13 protein-coding genes and 1 pseudogene are annotated in these 19,165 nt (G+C 67.6%); 7 read left to right on the forward strand and 7 right to left on the reverse strand.

Features of this window, described 5'->3' with window-relative positions; all coding sequences use genetic code 11:
• Positions 1–236: 236 nt before the first annotated feature.
• The 4 genes from AC6EUH_RS15970 (at position 237) to AC6EUH_RS15985 (ending at position 5,813) form a co-directional block, all read left to right on the forward strand.
• Complete coding sequence (locus AC6EUH_RS15970; RefSeq protein WP_499739260.1) at positions 237–1,763, forward strand: leucyl aminopeptidase; 1,527 nt, start codon at positions 237–239, stop codon at positions 1,761–1,763.
• Between the two features lie 251 nt (positions 1,764–2,014).
• Complete coding sequence (gene lpdA / locus AC6EUH_RS15975) at positions 2,015–3,400, forward strand: dihydrolipoyl dehydrogenase (RefSeq protein WP_056431338.1); 1,386 nt, start codon at positions 2,015–2,017, stop codon at positions 3,398–3,400.
• A 126-nt stretch (positions 3,401–3,526) separates the two neighbouring features.
• Complete coding sequence (sucB, locus tag AC6EUH_RS15980; protein WP_056431335.1) at positions 3,527–5,314, forward strand: 2-oxoglutarate dehydrogenase, E2 component, dihydrolipoamide succinyltransferase; 1,788 nt, start codon at positions 3,527–3,529, stop codon at positions 5,312–5,314.
• Between the two features lie 148 nt (positions 5,315–5,462).
• A complete protein-coding gene (locus AC6EUH_RS15985) occupies positions 5,463–5,813 on the forward strand; it encodes a hypothetical protein (RefSeq protein WP_056431332.1) in 351 nt (116 codons plus the stop codon).
• 36 nt (positions 5,814–5,849) lie between these two features.
• Here the strand turns inward: AC6EUH_RS15985 and AC6EUH_RS15990 are convergent.
• Positions 5,850–6,200 (reverse strand): annotated as a pseudogene (locus AC6EUH_RS15990) (VOC family protein); the annotation flags it as partial.
• A gap of 162 nt (positions 6,201–6,362) precedes the next feature.
• On the opposite strand from AC6EUH_RS15990, the gene AC6EUH_RS15995 reads away from it, so the two are divergent.
• Positions 6,363–6,791, forward strand: a complete 429-nt coding sequence (locus AC6EUH_RS15995; RefSeq protein WP_056431323.1) for an OsmC family protein — start codon at positions 6,363–6,365, stop codon at positions 6,789–6,791.
• A 95-nt stretch (positions 6,792–6,886) separates the two neighbouring features.
• Here the strand turns inward: AC6EUH_RS15995 and AC6EUH_RS16000 are convergent, their stop codons facing one another.
• Complete coding sequence (locus AC6EUH_RS16000; protein ID WP_499739251.1) at positions 6,887–10,546, reverse strand: S41 family peptidase; 3,660 nt, start codon at positions 10,544–10,546, stop codon at positions 6,887–6,889.
• A gap of 74 nt (positions 10,547–10,620) precedes the next feature.
• Between AC6EUH_RS16000 and AC6EUH_RS16005 the strand changes: the two genes are divergently transcribed.
• A complete protein-coding gene (locus AC6EUH_RS16005; protein WP_499739252.1) occupies positions 10,621–11,523 on the forward strand; it encodes a TIGR01777 family oxidoreductase in 903 nt (300 codons plus the stop codon).
• 104 nt (positions 11,524–11,627) lie between these two features.
• Here the strand turns inward: AC6EUH_RS16005 and AC6EUH_RS16010 are convergent, their stop codons facing one another.
• From AC6EUH_RS16010 to AC6EUH_RS16030, 5 genes are all read right to left on the reverse strand, one after another.
• Complete coding sequence (locus AC6EUH_RS16010) at positions 11,628–13,394, reverse strand: serine/threonine protein kinase (protein WP_499739253.1); 1,767 nt, start codon at positions 13,392–13,394, stop codon at positions 11,628–11,630.
• A gap of 145 nt (positions 13,395–13,539) precedes the next feature.
• Positions 13,540–14,880 (reverse strand): dipeptidase, encoded by a 1,341-nt coding sequence (locus AC6EUH_RS16015; RefSeq protein ID WP_499739254.1) that lies wholly within the window; start codon positions 14,878–14,880, stop codon positions 13,540–13,542.
• Positions 14,881–14,883: 3 nt separating this feature from the next.
• Positions 14,884–15,330 (reverse strand): exonuclease/endonuclease/phosphatase family protein, encoded by a 447-nt coding sequence (locus AC6EUH_RS16020; protein ID WP_056431306.1) that lies wholly within the window; start codon positions 15,328–15,330, stop codon positions 14,884–14,886.
• A complete protein-coding gene (gene gadC, locus AC6EUH_RS16025) occupies positions 15,327–16,775 on the reverse strand; it encodes a glutamate/gamma-aminobutyrate antiporter GadC (protein WP_499739255.1) in 1,449 nt (482 codons plus the stop codon). Before gadC ends, AC6EUH_RS16020 begins: the two co-directional genes overlap by 4 nt.
• Before the next feature lie 172 nt (positions 16,776–16,947).
• Positions 16,948–18,249, reverse strand: a complete 1,302-nt coding sequence (locus AC6EUH_RS16030) for an APC family permease (protein ID WP_499739256.1) — start codon at positions 18,247–18,249, stop codon at positions 16,948–16,950.
• A 168-nt stretch (positions 18,250–18,417) separates the two neighbouring features.
• On the opposite strand from AC6EUH_RS16030, the gene lipB reads away from it, so the two are divergent.
• Complete coding sequence (gene lipB / locus AC6EUH_RS16035; protein ID WP_499739257.1) at positions 18,418–19,086, forward strand: lipoyl(octanoyl) transferase LipB; 669 nt, start codon at positions 18,418–18,420, stop codon at positions 19,084–19,086.
• Positions 19,087–19,165: the final 79 nt, after the last annotated feature.

A 19,165-nucleotide genomic window follows, 5' to 3' on the forward strand; every position in this document is an offset into this window, starting at 1 on the left:
CGGCGCTGTTACCGTCTACAACACGCTGCGGTGCGGGCGCATTCCTGATCGGGGTGTGCTCCAGCTCTCATTCAATTGAACACCCGCGCCGGGGAGAGACTACGATCGGAGCTGGCCTTATGACGGCTTGAAGACACATGGGTTACGTCTCAATCCGACAGTGGCCTGGATTCCATGGCAGGGCGCCGAACATGCAGTTCCTGCCGCAAAAACTCAGAGAATTGAGGACTGTCCTCGTGGTCAAGAACACCGAAGTGAAACTTAGTGCAATCGCTGGGGATCTGAAGAAGTCCCCCAGCGACGCCCTCGTCATCGGCGTGGGGCAGGGCACGGACGGGCCCGTCCTGCTCAGCAACCCCCTGACGGCCAAGGCCGCCGAGGCCCTCGCGGAATCACTCAGTGTTCTTGGCATCACCGGCGCAGCCGACCAGGCCCACCGCCTCCCGGGCCTGGCCGAAGCCGGGGCGAAGGTGCTGGTGCTCGCCGGTGTCGGCAAGGTAACCGCCACGCAGCCGCTCACCGAAGAGGCCCTCCGCCGCGCCGCCGGCTCGGCCGTCCGCCAACTGGCCGGCGTCGGAACCGTCGCCCTGGCCCTCCCGACGTCGTCACTCGGCGACGTCGCCGCCGTCGCTGAGGGCGCTGCAATGGGCGCGTACTCGTTCACCGAGTACCGCTCCTCCAAGGACGGGCTCAAGGACCCGGTGAAGAACGTCGTGATCGTCACGGACTTCGCCGTGGACAAGGGCCTCAAGACGGTCCTGGACCGCGCCGCGCTCATCGGCAAGGCCGTGAACGCCACCCGCTCGCTGGTTAACCAGCCGCCGAGCCACCTCTACCCCGAGTCCTTCGCGGAGGCGGCCAAGGAACTGTCCAAGGGCCTGCCCGTGAAGGTAACCGTCTGGGACGAGAAGCGCCTGGAGAAGGAAGGCTTCGGCGGCATCCTCGGCGTCGGCAAGGGCTCCACCCGGCAGCCGCGCCTGGTCAAGGTCGAATATTCCCCGGCCAGGGCCACCGCCAAGATCGCCCTCGTTGGCAAGGGCATCACCTTCGACACCGGCGGCATCTCGCTCAAGCCGCACCTGGGCATGGGCGACATGAAGTCGGACATGGCGGGCGCCGCCGTCGTCCTCAACACCGTGCTGGCCCTCGCCGGTCTGGGCCTGCCCGTCAAGGCCACCGCCTGGCTGTGCATCGCGGAGAACATGCCGTCCGGCGCCGCCCAGCGTCCCGCCGACGTGATGACCATCTTCGGCGGCAAGACCGTCGAGGTCCTGAACACCGACGCCGAAGGCCGGCTGGTCATGGCCGACGGCATCGTGGCCGCGAGCCAGGAGTACCCGGACGCCATCATCGATGTCGCCACCCTCACCGGCGCGCAGCTGATCGCCCTCGGCGACCGCACCGCCGGTGTGATGGGCTCCGACTCCGTCACCGGCCCGCTCAAGGCCGCCGCCGACCGCGCCGGCGAGCTGGTCTGGCCGATGCCGCTCCCCGAGGAGCTGCGCCCCAGCCTCGACTCACAGGTCGCGGATATCGCCAACATCGGCGAACGCCACGGCGGCATGATGACGGCGGCCGTCTTCCTGCGCGAATTCGTTGGCAAGGGCAAGGACGGCGAGCAGATCCCCTGGGCGCACATCGACATCGCGGGCCCGTCCTTCAACAACGGCAGCCCCTACGGCTACAACCACAAGCAGGGCACCGGCTGCACCGTGCGCACGCTGGTGGCCTATGTCGAGGACATCCTGGCCAAAACCGCCTAAAGGGAATCTTCCGGCGCTCCACGCGGCTTTGTGGCCGGGGCTGATCCCCCGGCCACAAAGGCGCGTGACACTGGACACAAGCGCTCCACAAACGCCACGGCAAGGTGGAGCATGTATTAGTGGTTCGCTAAGGTGAACACCGGTAGTCACAAATGAAAGGGAGCTCGCCTGCTGGCATAATCACGGCAGGGAAGTTCCAAGACCAGATGATGCGTACTCTCGTGTCATCGTTCACGCGAGGGAGCGTTTTAGTGGCCGATCAGGCAACTGCGCAAGAATTCGACATCCTGGTACTCGGCGGCGGCAGCGGCGGCTACGCCACCGCCCTGCGTGCCGTTCAGCTCGGCCTCACCGTCGGCCTGATCGAAAAGGGCAAACTCGGCGGTACGTGCCTGCACAACGGCTGTATCCCCACCAAGGCCCTCCTGCACTCCGCAGAACTGGCCGACCACGCCCGTGACTCGGCGAAGTACGGCGTCAACGTCACCCTCGACAGCATCGACATCACCGCTGTCAACGCCTACAAAGACGGCATCATCGCCGGCAAGTTCAAGGGCCTGCAGGGCCTCATCAAGGGCAAAAAGGGCATCACCGTCATCGAGGGTGAAGGCAAGCTCCAGGGCACCGACACCATCGTCGTGAACGGCACCGCGTACAAGGGCAAGAACATCGTCCTCGCGACCGGTTCCTACTCCCGCACCCTGCCGGGCCTCGAAATCGGCGGCAAGGTCATCACCTCCGATGAAGCCCTCACCATGGATTTCATCCCCAAGAGCGCGATCATTCTGGGCGGCGGCGTGATCGGCGTCGAGTTCGCCTCCGTCTGGAAGTCCTTCGGCGTCGACGTCACCGTCATCGAGGGCCTGCCGTCGCTGGTCCCGAACGAGGACGCCACGATCGTCAAGGCCTTTGAACGTGCCTTCAAGAAGCGCGGCATCAAGTTCTCCACCGGCACCTTCTTCCAGGGCGTCGAGCAGAACAACGACGGCGTCAAGGTCACCCTCGTGGACGGCAAGACCTTCGAAGCCGACCTGATGCTCGTCGCCGTCGGCCGTGGCCCGGTCACGGCCAACCTCGGGTACGAGGAGGCCGGCCTGACCATTGACCGCGGCTTCGTCATCACGAACGAGCGCCTGCACACCGGCGTCGGCAACGTCTACGCCGTGGGCGACATCGTCCCGGGCGTCCAGCTGGCCCACCGCGGCTACCAGCAGGGCATCTTCGTCGCCGAAGAGATCGCCGGCCTGAAGCCGGTTGTGGTCGAGGACGTCAACATCCCCAAGGTCACCTACTCCGAGCCCGAGATCGCTACGGTCGGCTACACGGAGAAGGCCGCCAAAGCCAAGTTCGGCGACGACCAGGTCCAGACCCAGGAATACAACCTCGCCGGCAACGGCAAGAGCTCCATCCTGGGCACGTCCGGCCTGGTCAAGCTGGTCCGCCAGAAGGACGGCCCCGTCGTCGGCGTCCACATGATCGGCGCCCGCATGGGCGAGCAGATTGGTGAAGCCCAGCTGATCGTGAACTGGGAAGCGTACCCGGAGGACGTGGCCCAGCTGGTCCACGCACACCCGACCCAGAACGAGTCGCTGGGCGAGGCCCACCTGGCCCTGGCCGGCAAGCCCCTTCACGGCTAGCAGTTCCGCCCGCACCACCGCAAGACCACAGGGCGTAGTGCACCCGGCCCCAAAAGCCGGGTGCACTAAGCTCGACCAAGGCAGCAATCATCCGCACCAAAGATCAATAAGGAGAACGGGGACGACATGTCTGAATCCGTTAACTTGCCCGCCCTCGGTGAGAGTGTCACCGAAGGAACCGTCACCCGCTGGCTCAAGCAAGTAGGTGACCGGGTAGAGGTGGACGAGCCGCTGCTCGAGGTTTCCACCGACAAAGTCGACACTGAGATCCCCTCTCCGATCGCCGGCGTGATCGAGGAAATCCTCGTGGCCGAAGACGAGACCGCCGAAGTTGGCGCACCGCTCGTGCGCATCGGCGACGGCTCCGGTTCCGCAGGCTCGGGCGAAGCCGCCCCGGCCGAGGAAGCACCGGCCGCCGCGGAAGCACCCGCCGAAGCACCGGCCGCCGAGGCGCCCGCCGAAGCTGAAGCACCCGCCGAAGCGGAGGCACCGGCCGCCGAGGCTGCCGCCCCCGCAGGCGAAGGCCACGAAGTCACGCTCCCCGCCTTGGGCGAGAGCGTCACCGAAGGTACCGTCACGCGCTGGCTCAAGAGCATTGGCGACACCGTCGAGGTCGACGAGCCGCTGCTTGAGGTCTCCACCGACAAGGTCGACACCGAGATCCCGTCCCCGGTCGCCGGCACCCTGCAGGAAATCCGCGTCGCCGAGGACGAAACGGCCGAGGTCGGTTCCGTCCTCGCCGTGATCGGTTCCGGCGCCGCCGCTCCCGCCGCGGCACCTTCCTCGGAAGCTCCGAAAGAAGCAGCAGCCCCTAAAGAAGCGGCAGCTCCGAAGGAAGAGGCTCCCAAGCAGGAAGCCGCTCCGGCTGAAGCACCGAAGCAGGAAGCTCCCAAGGAAGCCCCCGCCGCCCCGGCCAAGGAAGCAGCGCCCGCCGCTCCCGCAGCACCGGCCAAGGAAGCAGCCCCGGCAGCTTCTGCGGCGGAGTCCGGCTACGTGACCCCGCTGGTTCGCAAGCTCGCCAACCAGCAGGGTGTGGACATCTCCTCCCTCAGCGGCACCGGAGTCGGCGGCCGCATCCGCAAGCAGGACGTGCTGGCAGCAGCTGAAGCCAAGGCAGCCCCGGCTCCCGCCGCTGCTGCACCGGCAGCTTCCGGTACTCCGGCGGCGCGTCCGTCCGCCGATCAGTCCTCGCTGCGCGGTACTGTCCAGAAGGCGCCGCGGATCCGCCAGGTCATTGCCCGCCGCATGCGCGAGTCGCTGGACATCTCCACCCAGCTGACCCAGGTTCACGAGGTGGACATGACCAAGGTCGCCAAGTTGCGCGCCAAGGCCAAGAACTCCTTCCAGGCCCAGAACGGTTCCAAGCTGACCTTCCTGCCCTTCATCGCCAAGGCTGTTGCCGAGGCCCTGAAGCAGCACCCGAAGGTGAACGCCTCCTACGACGAGGACAAGCAGGAGATCACCTACCACAACGCCGAGCACCTGGCGATTGCGGTGGACACGGACAAGGGCCTGCTGGTTCCGGTCATCGCCGACGCCGGCAACCTGAATCTCGCCGGCCTGGCCGGCAAGATCGCCGACGTCGCAGGCCGCACCCGCGACGGCAAGATCGGCCCGGACGAGCTCTCCGGCGGAACCTTTAGCATCACCAACATCGGTTCCGTGGGCGCCCTGTTCGACACCCCGATCATCAACCAGCCGCAGGTTGCCATCCTCGGTACCGGCGCGATCGTCAAGCGGGCCGTTGTGGTCGCCGATGAGAACGGCGATGACTCGCTGGCCATCCGCTCCATGATGTACCTCTCCCTGACGTACGACCACCGGCTGGTGGACGGCGCCGACGCAGGACGCTTCCTGCAGACGCTGAAGGCACGCCTTGAGGAAGGCGCCTTCGAAGCCGACCTCGGACTGTAGGGTCCAATAGCACACCGACGGCGACGGCGGTGCGGGCTCCGGTGGGAAACCACCGGAGTGCCCGCGCCGCCGTCGCCGTTTTTGCTGTTCCGTCCCGGGACGGCGGGTCCTACTACAGTGCGTAGAAGGCTCTGGCTACACTGATGCCATGAACATCGTCTATAACATCATGGTTTTCCTGCACATCATCGGCGCCGCCATGATCGTGGGCATCTGGATCGTCCAGATGAAGAAGCCCACCGTCCACCCCCGCCAGTTCGACGGCGCTGCCCTGCAGCTCATCACCGGCATCGTCATGATGGGCCTGATCCCGGCCCTTGACATGGACGCCAACTACATGAAGCTCGGCATCAAGTTCGCGATCGCCGCCGTTGTGGCCGTGCTCGCGTTCATCGGCAGCCGCAAGTACAAGAAGGACGAGCCGGTCAGCAAGGGCCTCGCCCACAGCGTCGGCGGCCTGGCACTGCTGAACGTTGCCATCGCCACTCTCTGGCAGTAGTCCCCCGGAATATACGACGGCGGCGATGCAGAATTCGTTCCCCTCGGGATCCTGCATCACGTCCCAGTGGAAAGCGCCGATATCGTGGCCCTCCACAAAGACAGCACCGAGCGACTCCGCGAGAGCGCGCAGGGCCGTGGGATCGGGACCGTGGATGTCCAGGTGCAGGCGGCGCCTGCCCTCCGTAGGCCGTTCCACCTGCTGGAAGGCCAGCTGCGGCGCTCCCGGGCCGGCGGGCTGGAGCCAGACGAACTGCTCGAGGCGGGACGACACCGGAGTGCCCAGCAGTGCCGCCCAAAATTCCGCCAGGCGCCCGGCGTCCGCGGCGTTGACCATGATCGTCGCGATGCGCGCTGCGGGCGCGGCGCCGGGTTCAGTGATGTCCATGCCGACACTGTACGGATGCAGTGCCCTGGCGGCACTGAACGCGGGTCACAATCCACTGACAGCGGAACCCCCGTGCGTAGTCTGCATCGAATCCCTAGGATGGGACACGGCATGATCCGGCGCACCGCCGGATCGCGGATTCACCAATGACGAGGAGTGGACATGGCAGCTACACGCACCGCACACACTGTATGGAACGGCGACCTGATGACGGGCGCCGGCAACACCACGCTGGACAGCTCGGGCCTGGGCAACTTCGATGTCACCTGGAAGGCCCGCGCCGAGGCCTCCGAGGGCAAGACCAGCCCAGAAGAGCTCATCGCCGCGGCGCATTCGGCCTGCTTCTCCATGGCCTTCAGCCTCGCCGTCGCCCAGGCCGGCCACACGCCGGAGGAAGTCAACACCAAGGCCGATGTCACGTTCGTGCCCGGCACCGGCATCACGGACAGCCACCTGACGGTCAGCGCGCGGATCCCGGGGATCACGGAGGATGAATTCCAGCGGATCGCCGAGGAAGCCAAGGTGGGCTGCCCTGTCTCCGCCGCCCTCACCGGCATCAAGATCACTCTGGACGCCACCCTGGCCTCCTAGCGTTTGACGCGCCAACGGCGAAGGCCCCCGTTCCCTGGCCAGCAGGGAACGGGGGCCTTCGCCGTTGGTGGTTGCGCCCCGGCAGACGCCGCGGGCTAGCTGCCCGGCCGGCGGGCCGGCAGCGGGGCGGGCCGCACCACGCGGTAGCCCTCGCGCAGCGGCGGCCGGTCGGTGGGCAGCTCCTGGATCATTTCCTTGAGCGCACCGATACCGTATTCCAGTTGCGGGTCCATGCCGGCGGCGTAGGCGTGCGGCGGGAAGGTCACTTCGATGTCAGGAGCGACGCCGAAGTTCTCGACACCCCACCCCACACCGCCGGAGAACCATGTGGCGTAGCGCGGCTGGGTGACGCCCGTCCCGTCGGCCAGGGCGAAACGGTTGTCGATGCCGACCACACCGCCCCAGGTCCTGGTGCCGATGACGGGACCGATCCCCCGCAGCTTGGAGACCTGGGTGATGATGTCGCCGTCGGAGCCGGCGAATTCGTCGGTCAGGATGATGACGGGACCGCGCGGTGCGTGGTGCGGGTACGTGCGCGGCCGCTCCCCGCGCGGCATGCTCCAGCCGGTGACTTTACGGCCGATGAGCTCCGCGACGAGCTGGGAGGTGTGCCCGCCCCGGTTGCGGCGGACGTCGACGATCAGCCCGTCGAGTGCCGTTTCGGTGTCAAGGTCGCGGTGCAGCTGCGCCCAGCCGTTGGCCATCATGTCGGGAATGTGCAAGTAGCCGAAGGTCCCCTGCGAGGCCTGCCGGACGGTCCGCCGGTTCGCCGCCACCCATTCCTGGTACCGCAGACGCTCCTCGTCCTTGACCGGAACGACGGCGATACGGCGCTGTTGACCAGCCTGCCCCCGGTGGCCGGCGCCGTTGCGCAGGGTGAGTTCGACGGCGCGTCCCGCGGCACCGACCAGCTGCATGGCGGGGGTGCGCGCTTCGGTGAGCTCGACGCCGTCGATCGCCAGCAGCACGTCGCCTGGTTTCGCGTCGGCGCCCGGCCGGGTCAGCGGCGACGTGGCGAGCGGGTCGGAGGACTCCCCGGCAAGGATCCGGGTGATCTCCCAGCCCTCGCCGGTGAAGGCCAGATCGGCGCCGAGGCGGCCCTGGGAGTTGCTGCCGTTCTCGGTGACGGCGGCGGGACGGACATAGGCGTGCGAGGTGCCCAGTTCGCCGTGGAGCTCCCAGAGCAGGTCCACGAGGTCGTCGTGTGAGCCGAGGCGGTCCACGATCGGGCGGTACCGGGCGTGCACCGAATCCCAGTCCTGCCCGGCCATGTCTTCCGTCCAGAAGAAGTCGCGCTGGAGCCGCCAGGCTTCATCGAAGGCCTGGCCCCAAACGCTGAGCGGGTCGAGCTGCACGCGGATGCGGCCGAGGTCCACTTTGACCAGCTGCCCGGACTCCTCGTCGGCTTTGGCGGTGGCGGGTGAGACGCGGATCTGCTTGTCCTGCAGGATGACCACCTTCTCGCCGTCGCCGGAGAGACGGTAGCTGTCCAGGGTGTCCACGATGGTGGTGGTCTTGCGCCGGGCCAGGTCGAAGCGGACGAGGCACGGCGCCGCGTTCTTGTCCTCGAGGCTGGCGCGGCCCTCGCCGGTGACGCCGGAGAGTTCGCTGTCGAGCCAGAGCAGGGCCCCGGCGGTGGCGGTGAGGGCGGAGTAGTTTCCTTGCGGCACGGGAACGCTGATGACCCGGTTCGCCAGGCCGTCGGCGTCGACCCGGACCGCGGGAACCTGGTCCGCACCGGACGATCCTGCCGGCGCCTCGGCTGTCTCTACCTGCGCGTCTTCCTGCCGGGCGGCCGGCAGGTCGATGCTCGGACCGAAGGGCGAGGGGGTGTCCGCGGCGAGGGCCACGAGGTAGGGCTTGATCGGGCTCGGGAAGGACAGGTCGAAGGAGTGTCCGTCGTAGACCGGATCGAAGCTGCGGTTGGAGAGGAACGCGAGGAACTTGCCGTCGGGGGTAAACGACGGCGATTCGTCGCGGAAGCGTCCGTCGGTGACCTCGACGATGGTCCGCTTCCCGTCTGCTGCCGTGCCGGCGTCGTCCGCCTTGGTCATGCGCAGCCGGCTGCGGGAGCCGAAGGAGGTGACCGGCTCGGACCAGCCCAGCCAGGCCGAGTCCGGGGACCAGCTGAAGCCCTCGATGCTGCCCTCGCCGATGCTGCTGACGAGCGACAGGGTGCCGGTGCGGGTGTCGGCGAGGTAGATGTCGCCGAACGCGGTGCCGACGGCGAGCCAGTTGCCGTCCGGGCTGGCCTCCATGGCGCTGGCCCGGGTGGGCTTGGGGAATTCGATCCTGGTGGACCGGCGGGACTGGGCCTGCCGGGCTCCGGCATTGCCCTCTGCCGGGCCTGCCGGGCCGGCCGTGGCTGCGGTGCCAGAGGTGTCGGCTGTGACGCCGGTGACGGCATCGTCCGCGGGGTGGTGGTCCGGTCCGGCGGCGCTGGGCACCGGGACAGCGGTCACGGCGTCGGGCCGGGTGAGGGCTGCTGCCGAGACGGGGCTCGGCAGGGGCGTGCCGGCGTCGGAATCCTCCTGCGGCCGGGCGGAGTTCTGCTGCGCCGGAGCGGCCTGCTGGGCGCCGGACTGGCCGCCGGGCTGGTCGGTGGACTGGTCGGCGGACTTCTGGCCAGAGCCTGCATTTCCGGAACCTGTATGTCCGAAAATCGGGTTGCCGGCGATCTCCTTCAGGTACAGTGCCTCAACGCCGTCGTGATCTGCGACGTAGGCGATCCTGCCCTCGCCGAAGGGACGGGGCAGGCGGGCCCGGACGCCGGGTGTTGCTTCCAGGACCCGCGAGGGGCCGTCCTTGTGCCGCAGCCAGTGCAGTGTGCCGTGGGCTTCCACGGCACTGGAGCCGCCGGTGCGGTCCGGGACCACATCGCCCAGGTGCCGTGACGGCTTCAGCGGTGTCCCGCGGCGGGCCTGCGAGGCTGACCCCAGGGAAATCTCGAGTTTGACGGCGTCCGAGCCGAGGTCCGGCAGCATCCACAGCTCGCCGGCCGATTCGAAGACGACGCGCTTGCCGTCGGTGGCTGCATGGCGGACGTAGAAGTCCTCGTGGTCCGTGTGGCGGCGCAGATCAGAGCCGTTGGGCAACACGGAATAGAGGTTCCCGTAGCCCTCGTGGTCGGAGAGGAAGGCGATCCGTCCGTCGACCCACATCGGGTCGGTCAGGTTGCCGTCCAGCTCGGCGGCGAGGCGTTCGAACTCGCCGTTTCCGTCGCCGTCGATCCAGAGCTTGCCGGCGGCGCCGCCCCGGTAACGCTTCCACCAGGCGGGCTCGCGGGAAAGCACGCTGGCCAGGACAACGGGCCGCTCGTCGCCGATTACGGGTCCGAACGCGACGGATTCCACCGGACCCAGCGGCAGCTCGGTGGCCCAGCCGCCCCCGAGGGGCAGGCTGTAGGCGTGCGTGAGGCGGCTGTCAGCCTGGCGGAAGGCGCTCGTGACCAGGACATCGCCGTCGGGGGTAAAGCCCTTGACCTTGGTGGTGGCGTGGCCGAAGTAGCTTAGCTGGCGGTAGCCGCCGCCGTCGACGTCCGCGGTGACAACCTCCGGTGCCGTGCCTTGAACCACCGTCCACACCAGCTGTTTGCCGTCCGGGGTGAAGCGGGGGTTGCGGGCCGGCAGCTGCAGCGCGGACACGCGCCAGGCGCGGCCCCCGCCGAGGGGCGCGATCCAGACGTCGTCCTCGGCCACGAAAGTGACCAGATCGCCGTGCAGATGCGGGAAACGGAGGTAACTCGAAGAGGTCATCGTACGATCATAGTCAAGACCGGCCCTCCCGCCCGGGAGGTGTCCCGGCCGTGCCGGGCATGGTGAGATGGATCATGCGAATCATTGTTGCCGGGGCCTCAGGGCTGATCGGAACCGCCATATCCAGCTCCCTGCGCAGCGCCGGACACGACGTCGGCACACTGGTCAGGCGGCCGCCCGCTTCGCCCGACGAGTTCCAATGGGATCCCGGCGAGGGCCGCATCGACGATTCGGCGCTGAAAGGGGCGGACGCCGTCATCAATCTCTCCGGCGCCGGCATCGGCGACCGTCCCTGGACCCGGGCACGGATCAACGAACTCCGCAGCTCGAGGCTGGCGGCGACCGGGACCCTGACGGCAGCCATGAGCCGGCTGGACACTCCGCCGGCGGTTTTCCTCAGCCAGTCCGCATCCGGCTACTACGGCAGCGCAGGTCCCGCGGTGCTCCGCGAAAATGCCCCTCCCGGCAGCGGCGTACTCGCCCGGATCTGCGTCGACTGGGAGGCGGCAGCGCACGAGGCCCCCGCCGGCGTCCGGGTGGTCACGCCCCGCACCGGCGTCGTGCTGAGCCGTTTAGGGGGCGCATTGGGACGGCTGATGCCGTTGCTGCGCCTGGGTGTGGGCGGACCGCTGGGCAACGGCCGACAGTACTGGCCGTGGATCACGCTGCCGGACGTAAGCGGCGCCTTCGCGTTCCTGCTCGACAGCCAGCTGTCAGGGCCGGTCAACGTCTGCGCCCCGGAGAGCGCGGACGTGAACTCGCTGATCGCGCATCTGGCCGGGGCACTGCACCGCCCGGCGGTGCTCCGCGTCCCCGCGCCGGTGCTGCGCCTGGTGATGGGCCAGCTGGCCGACGAACTGCTGCTCGCCAGTCAGCGGATGGAACCGGCAGTGCTGAGCGAGGCCGGCTTCGCTTGGCAGCATCCGTCGCTCGGCCAGGCCGCAGCCTGGGTGGCGGAACGCGGTCCAAAAACCTGAGCAGCCCGTCGGCGGCGGCCGTATTCCGTCAGCCAAGGGCGGCGGCTGGCCGGGAGCTGCGGCGCAGTGCAACGGCGGCGGCGGCTGGCCGGGAGCGTCGGCTGTCAGCCGATGGCGGCCGGAAGGATGTCCTGGATCCGCCAGCGGCCCCCGACCGAAGCCAGTACCAACCGCAGCCGTTGTTCCGGTGCGGCAGCAGCCTTGGCCACTATGGCCCCGGCCACGTCGCGCTCCTGGTAGGCGGACGTGCTGACGGTTACGGCTACGACGGCCCGTGGACGGCTGCTGTCGTCCGTACGTGCCACGTGGGTCAGGCGAGAGGTGAATCCGGTCAGTACCCGCCCGGAGTCCTCAAGGCTGGCGCGGATTTGTTCGTCCGCCCTGGCCGCCGACGACGCCCGAACATTGACCTGATCCAGCAGCCGGAAGTCCCCCGTGCTGAGCGCGCGGGATCGAAGCCAGGACAGTCCGCGGACCGCTTCCTCGGGGTCCTGCGAGGCGAGCTGCGCCTGCACGCCGGGAGGAAGGGCGGCATCATCCCCGGCCGTCGGTCCCGGCTCCGCGGCAGGGGGTACAAGGGTCGTCGCGGGCTCCTTCGCCGCATCGACGCCTGTGACGGCGAAGCCAGGGAATTCCGGAGGCAGCGGCGCACCGGCCAATCCCCACGCCGCAGCGAGGACGCCCAGCAGAGCAAGACCTGCGGCTGCGACACGAATGCCGCGCCGGTTCGCGGATGTCAGGCGGGCGGCGCCCAGGCCTCCGGAATGCAGGCCAGCGAAGTCCTCGCGGGTGTCGGTGCGGGCGGCGTGGCGCGCGCTGTCTCTGCGGGAGGGACGCCCGGTTCCGCGCTGCCCTCCCGGCGGAAATTGCCCCACCACACGGGTCCTGCGGAAACGGAGCGGCAAGGTCCGGAGCCGTTCGACCCGCCGCTCCCGGGCCGTGCGGGGCCGCGAGCGCCGGGTCAGCAGCTGCGGGATGACCGTCGGGTGGACCGAGACCGAAAGATCCACCGGTTCGGCCACCGCGCTGCGGTGGACGGCGGCCGCCAGCCCGGCGGCGGAGGGCCGCAGCCTGCGGTCCTCCTGAAGTCCGGATTCCAACGCTGCGGCGAGCGCCGCCGGAACACCTGCAACCAACAACGGAAGCGGCGGCCGCTGCACGCCCGGTTCAGGGGCGCGTCCGGTCAGGCAGTACCAGCCCAGCGCCGCAAGGGAATACACATCGCGCTCCGGCTGCAGTCCGGCCCGGACGGCGTCAACCGGCGCCGGGTCGCGGAAGCCCTCTGTCCCGGCGTCGGACACCGCAGCGGCGTCGGCCACCATACGGGCGACGCCCAGATCGGACAGGAGTGGTTTGCCGTGGGCGGTGAACAGCACGTTGCCGGGTGAGACGTCACCATGCGTGAAGCCCTGACCGTGCAGATACGCGAGGGCTTGGGCGATCGGAGTCAGGACCGTCACCGTCTCCCCCGGTCCCAGCTTCCCCCTGCCCGCCACGAGCTGCCCCAGCGAGCCGCCGGCTGCGTAGTCCATGATCAGCCCGAGGCCCGCGTCCCACTGACTGAGGTCATCGCCGTCGTCGTCGATCCGCAGACGTACCCGGCTGCCCCGGAGGCGTAGCACCGAGCGGGCCCGCACCAGATGCTCATGATCGAGGACAGACAGAATCCTCACCTCGCGCCGGATCGCTTCCTCCGCGTCTCCTTGGCCGGAGCCGTCCCCGGCGGCGAAACACTTCAGCGCGTACTCGGTCCCGCTCAAGTGTTCGGTCACCAGCCACACGGTGGCGCTGCCGCCGCGTCCCAAACACCGGCCGACGTCGTATCCGGGCACCTCGGGCGCCGCGCTGCTGGTCCACGCGTAATCCTCCATAGCTAAGGAATAGCGGATCCAACGGAATCCTGCAGGAGTTATCCACAGGCACCCGTCGCCATACCCGGCGCGTTCAACCGCTCGAACCGGTCCACTCCGGCTCTAGGCGTTGCACCAAAGGCTCCAGGCGTTGCACCAAAGCAGGTCAGGCGGTCGCGTACCGCTGGAGGAACAGGGCTAGGGAAAGGGCCAGGGCCTGGATCTCGTTCGGATCAACGCTCTCATTCGGTGCGTGGATGAGTGCAAGCGGTTCCTCGACCCCCAAGAGGATGATCTCGGCGTCTGGATAGGTTTCGGCAAACACATTGCAAAGCGGGATCGACCCTCCTTGACCCAAGGTGGTCATCGGCCGGCCGTAGGCCTCCAGCATCGCGGCACTCATGGCTTCGAACGCCGGCCCGCCGACCGCCGCCTGGAATGGGGAACCGATGGCTTCCAGGTCCACTTCGACGTGGACGCCCCAGGGCGCGGCGGCCTTGAGCTGCTCAGCCAACGCTGTGTGGGCGTCGGCGGCGGACATGCCGGGCGGGACCCGCAGATTGAGGCGCGCGGAGGTCCGCGGCACAATGGACGCCGAGGAGCCGGTCACCGGCGGGCAGTCAATGCCGAGCACGGTGACGGCGGGCCGCGCCCAGAGCATGTCGGACACCGTGCCGTCCCCCAGCAGCATGACACCCTCCAGCAGCCCGGCGTCGGTACGGAACTGCTCGGGCGGGTAGGGCGCGCCGGTCCAGGCCTGGGTGTTGTCCAGGCCCGTGATTGTGGTGTTGCCTTGCTGGTCGCGCAGTGAGGCCAGCATGGAGATCAGGGCGGCGAGCGCATCGGGCGCGGCGCCGCCGAACATGCCGGAGTGGAGCTCGGACGCCATCGCTTCCACGGTCACCACCACATTGACCATGCCGCGCAGGGTCACGGTCGCCGCGGGCTGTCCTACGGCGGCGTTCCCGGTGTCGCACACCAGGATCGTGTCGGCACGGAGCAGGTCCGGGTGGCCCGCCACATAGGCCTCGAGTCCGCCGGTGCCCTGTTCCTCCGACCCCTCGACCACCAGTTTCAGATTCACCGGCACGTCGTTGCCCAGTGCCCTGAGTGCGAGCAGATGGGCGAGGATGTTGCCTTTGCAATCGGCGGCGCCCCGTCCGTACCAGCGGCCGTCCACCTCGGTGAGTTCGAAGGCCGGCGTGCGCCACGCCGAATCATCGAGGGGTGGTTGAACATCGTAGTGCGCATAAAGGAGCACTGTCGGCGCATCCGGATCGGGTCCCGGCCTTGAACCGACCACAGCGTCGGAGCCGTCCGGTGTCCGCTCAAGGCGGATATCCGAAAATCCGAGCCCGGCAAACTTGCCGAGTACCCACTGTGCCGCCTTGGCGCACTCCTCCGGGGGGAACTGCCGGGCATCCGCCACCGAGCGGATGGCCACGAACTCGGCGAGTTCCTCCCGCGCCGGACGCATCAGGTCGGTGGCGCGGGAGCGCAGGTCCATGGCTCACGCACCGCCCGAACGGTAGGTCTGGAGGTCGTCGACGAAGTTCTGGAAGTCCTCCAGCTCCTCCGGGCAATAGATCTGGATGATACGGAGCTGGCCCTGGACGAACCGGATGTCCGCGATCACCGGTCGGGTTCCTGGCCCGGCGGCGCCGTTCGCCAGCTGGCTGAAGAGGATGGCCCGGCTCAGCGCGTCGTTCGGGTTCGCACAGACCGCACCGCCGTCGTCGCCGAGCACCCGGGCGATCTGCTCGCGCGAGGGCGCCGTCCCCCCGGCCTCGTTGATCGACGCGATCAGTTGGTCGGCTTTCTCCAGTGACTGCTGGGTCTCCCGCGCGGACCGGAACGTCATCAGGGCGATCACGGCGAGTACCACGAGCAAGATGATGGACACGACGTACACCACAGAGCGTCCCTTTTTGGTGGAGGACTCCATATGTGTGCTCATGATCCGGCCACCTCCGTCTGTGCCTCCTGGTCAGGCAGCTTCCATGAGGGCTTGCGGAACTTGTAGAAGAGGAACGGCACGAGCAGGCCGAGCCCCAGTGCGCCGCCGCCGACGATCAGGAAATAGACAATCGGATCGCCGTTGCCGAACTGCGACGGCGGGACGAACCCGACGAGAAGGGCTGCCAGGGAGGCGGCGAACCCGACGCCGCACAGGCCGATCAGCATCGGCGCGCGGTAGCCACGCGGGTGGTCCGGATCGTTGCGGCGGAGCCGGACGGCTGCCACGAACATCAGCAGGTACATGATCAGGTAGACCTGCGTGGTGATGACCGAGAAAATCCAGTACGCGCTGGAGACATCCGGGATCAGCGCGTAGCCGAGCGCGATCACGGTGGTGACGAGCCCTTGGACCACCAGGAGGTTCTGCTGAATGCCGTTCTTGTTCAACTTTTGCAGGAACGGCGGGAGGTAGCCTTCCTCACGCGAGATCAGCAGCAGGCCTTTGGAGGGTCCGGCCAGCCAGGTCAGCATGCCGCCGAGGGAGGCGGCGACCAGCATGATCCCAAGGATCGGCGTGAGGCCTTGCAAGCTGAAGGACGCCAGCACGGCGTCGAAGGCCTGCATGACGCCCGCGGTGAGGGAGAGCTCCTCGGCCGGGACGATCCAGCTGATCGCCAGCGCCGGAAGGATGAAGATCAGGAGTACGAGTCCCATAGCCAGGAACATCGACTTCGGGTACTCCTTGGCCGGGTCCTTCAGCGAGGACACGTGCACCGCGTTCATTTCCATGCCGCTGTAGGACAGGAAGTTGTTCACGATCAGCACCAGGCTGGCCAGCCCGGCCCACTCGGGCAGGAAGTTGGCCGCGGTCATCGGGGCGGCCGACTCGTTGCCTTGGCCGAGGAACATAACGCCCAGGAAAACGAGCAGCGCGCCCGGGATCAGGGTCCCGATGATCAAACCACCGCTGGCCAGGCCGGCCACACCCTTTGTGCCCCGGGATGAGACATACACGCCGGCCCAGTAGAACACCACAATCACCAACGCGGTCCAGACGCCGTTGCTGGCCAGCTCCGGGTTGAACACATAGGCGAGCGTGCTCGCGACGAAGCCGAGCAGTGTCGGATAGTAGAAAATGGTCATCGCGAACTGGCACCAAACCGCCAGGAATCCCATGGGTTTGGAAATGCCCGTCGCGACCCACTTGTAGATTCCGCCCTTCCAGCCGGACGCCAGCTCGGCGGACACGAGGGAGGTGGGCAGCAGGAAGACGATCGCGGGAACCACGTACAGGAAGACTGAAGCGAGTCCGTAGACGGCCATGGTCGGGGCGGCCCGCAGGCTGGCCACCGAACTGGTGGTCATCAGGGCCAAGGCAACCCAGGAGATCCATACGGCGGTGGGCACCTTCGGACGGGCCATAGTCTGATCAGCGCTGCTCACTGCAGCCCCATCCCAACGGCAGGCTCTGCGCTGTGGGCCGGACGGTGCGACACCGTCCGGGGCGAGGAGTTGAAAATTTGTACATTCCACTGCCCTCGATCACATAGTGTGCGGGATGACTACAGCATGGACCTGGGAATTCACGTGGAATAGTCCCTATTTACTCTTTACTTCATGCTTCTGCGGTGCTATTATCAGCCGTCCGCGAGCGCTTCCAGAGCAGGTCGACAACCACAGCGAGTGCAAGGATGACCAACAGCGCGGTGGCAGTGGCGGGTTCGTTGACGAGCGTGGTGGTGCAAAACACAACAAACGTCCCCAGGGTCGCGAACAGGGTTGCGATGAGCACAATGAGCTTAGCGCCGGTCTGCCTGTACACCTTGAAGTGGGCCAGGGTGACAGCGGAGAAGACCAGCAGTGCTACGGCGCTTCCGAGCGATGCGATGCTGTTCAGGTTGAACGCCACCACCATGACCGCAGCCAGGCCGGCCATCACCAGCAGTCCGACGGGCACCCGCCGTCGCCCTACGGACCTGCCGAACACCGGCGGAAACTGCCCCACGGAGGCCAGGTGCCGGGTCATACCCACCGAAGGGTAGAGGCTGGCGTTCACGGCCCCGGAGGTGGAGAGCAAGGCGGTGATCACCATCAGCACATAGCCGGCCTGGCCAAGGGTGGGCTTGGCGGCCTCGGCAAGCGCTGTGGCGCCGTATTCGACCACCTGGCCGGCGGTCAGGGTGCCGAACACGCCGAGGGATACCGCGACGTATACCGTGGTGGCGACCGCCAACGCCAGATACATGGCGCGCGGCAGTTGCCGGGCCGGGTCCGGCAGGTCTTTCGCGGTGAACGTTATGACGCCGAACCCGAGGAAGGCGAAGAATGTCAGTGCCACACTCGCGATGATCTCCCGTACGCCGGGGTAGCCGGATGGGTCAAGGAGCGTGGGGTCCCAGTTGGCGATTGTCACGATCGCGAACACTGACAGGATGGCCAGCACAATCCTCACGATCACGGACTGGACCCTTGCCACTGCCTTGGAGCCGACGGCGTTCAGGACGGTCATGACCAGGATGAGGGCAACCGCGAACACCTTGGCCCAGCCTGGATCACGGTTCGTCAGTACCGCGCTTGCGTAACCACCGAAGGACGATGCCACCATTGCACCGACGATCGCGCCGGTCACGTAGAACAGCCATGACACTATGCCGGTGACGTGCCCCTCACCGAATCCGCGGGCCAGGTAGGCGAGCATGCCCCCGCCTGAGGGATACGCGGCGCCAAGCTTCGCGAACGAGTAGCCCTGCAGACCGGCGATGGCACCTGCCACCAGAAACGACACCCACACCGCGGAGCCCGCGACGGCGCCCGCCGCTCCCAGCAGGGCGAAGATCCCCGCGCCCACCATGGACCCCACCCCGATGAACGCCGCTTGAACCACGGTCATCTGCTTCTTCGGAACGGTGCTCGACATGGCGTCCCTCCCTGTGGCCGGGCGCTGGCAGGCACCGGCCTCGCAGGGAGAGTACCACCACGTCCCGGCCGGCGACAGCCTTCGACGACGGGCATCCATGAGGGGCCGGCAGTGAGAGCTTAAGCACACAATCGGGACGGATGCGGGACGGGGTCTAAGCTGGATGGCATGACTCTTGAGTTCTCCCGGCTGGGTCTCGCCCCGGAATTCGTCGAATACACCCGCGGCTGGGACATCCAGCGCGAACTCCACGAGAAGGTCGTCGCCGGCGTCGCCCCCAGCACGGTCCTGCTGCTCGAACACGCGGCCGTCTACACGGCCGGCAAACGCACCGAGGACCACGAACGTCCCTTCGACGGCACCCCCGTGGTGCCGGTGGACCGCGGCGGGAAGCTCACCTGGCATGGTCCCGGACAGCTGGTGGGCTACCCCATCATCAAGCTCAGGAACCCTGCCGGGATCCGCGACTACGTGGAGCGGCTCGAGGCCGTGATCATCGCGGTCCTGGCGGACTATGGCATGGCAGCCGTCCGGATCAAAGGACGCGCCGGCGTCTGGATCGACCAGGACGAGAAGGGCCCCGCGCGAAAGATCGCCGCGATCGGCATCCGCGTCCACGAGGGCGTCACGATGCACGGCTTTGCGATCAACTGCAACAACGATCTGGCCCCCTACGCCCAGATCATCGCGTGCGGCATTACCGATGCCGGTGTCACCACCATCTCCCACGAGACGGGCCGGGACGTCACCCCCGCCGACCTCGTTTCGCGGATCGTCGAAGAACTGCGCAACAATGAAGAAGCGCTAGTTGCAACCCATGAAGGAGCTCTACTGTGACCCTGGCACCAGAAGGCCGGAAAATGCTGCGTATCGAGCAGCGCAATGCGGCCACCCCGGTGGAACGCAAGCCGGATTG

The sequence above is a fragment of the Arthrobacter sp. 001422645 genome (assembly GCF_059816125.1).

Bases quoted from the DNA above. Each gene is read 5' to 3' on its own strand.
- sucB (WP_056431335.1), top strand. From the start codon at position 3,527: ATGTCTGAATCCGTTAACTTGCCCGCCCTCGGTGAGAGTGTCACCGAA.
- AC6EUH_RS15985 (WP_056431332.1), top strand. From the start codon at position 5,463: ATGAACATCGTCTATAACATCATGGTTTTCCTGCACATCATCGGCGCC.
- AC6EUH_RS15995 (WP_056431323.1), top strand. From the start codon at position 6,363: ATGGCAGCTACACGCACCGCACACACTGTATGGAACGGCGACCTGATG.
- AC6EUH_RS16000 (WP_499739251.1), bottom strand. From the start codon at position 10,546: ATGACCTCTTCGAGTTACCTCCGTTTCCCGCATCTGCACGGCGATCTG.
- AC6EUH_RS16005 (WP_499739252.1), top strand. From the start codon at position 10,621: ATGCGAATCATTGTTGCCGGGGCCTCAGGGCTGATCGGAACCGCCATA.
- AC6EUH_RS16010 (WP_499739253.1), bottom strand. From the start codon at position 13,394: ATGGAGGATTACGCGTGGACCAGCAGCGCGGCGCCCGAGGTGCCCGGA.
- AC6EUH_RS16015 (WP_499739254.1), bottom strand. From the start codon at position 14,880: ATGGACCTGCGCTCCCGCGCCACCGACCTGATGCGTCCGGCGCGGGAG.
- AC6EUH_RS16020 (WP_056431306.1), bottom strand. From the start codon at position 15,330: ATGAGCACACATATGGAGTCCTCCACCAAAAAGGGACGCTCTGTGGTG.
- AC6EUH_RS16030 (WP_499739256.1), bottom strand. From the start codon at position 18,249: ATGTCGAGCACCGTTCCGAAGAAGCAGATGACCGTGGTTCAAGCGGCG.
- lipB (WP_499739257.1), top strand. From the start codon at position 18,418: ATGACTCTTGAGTTCTCCCGGCTGGGTCTCGCCCCGGAATTCGTCGAA.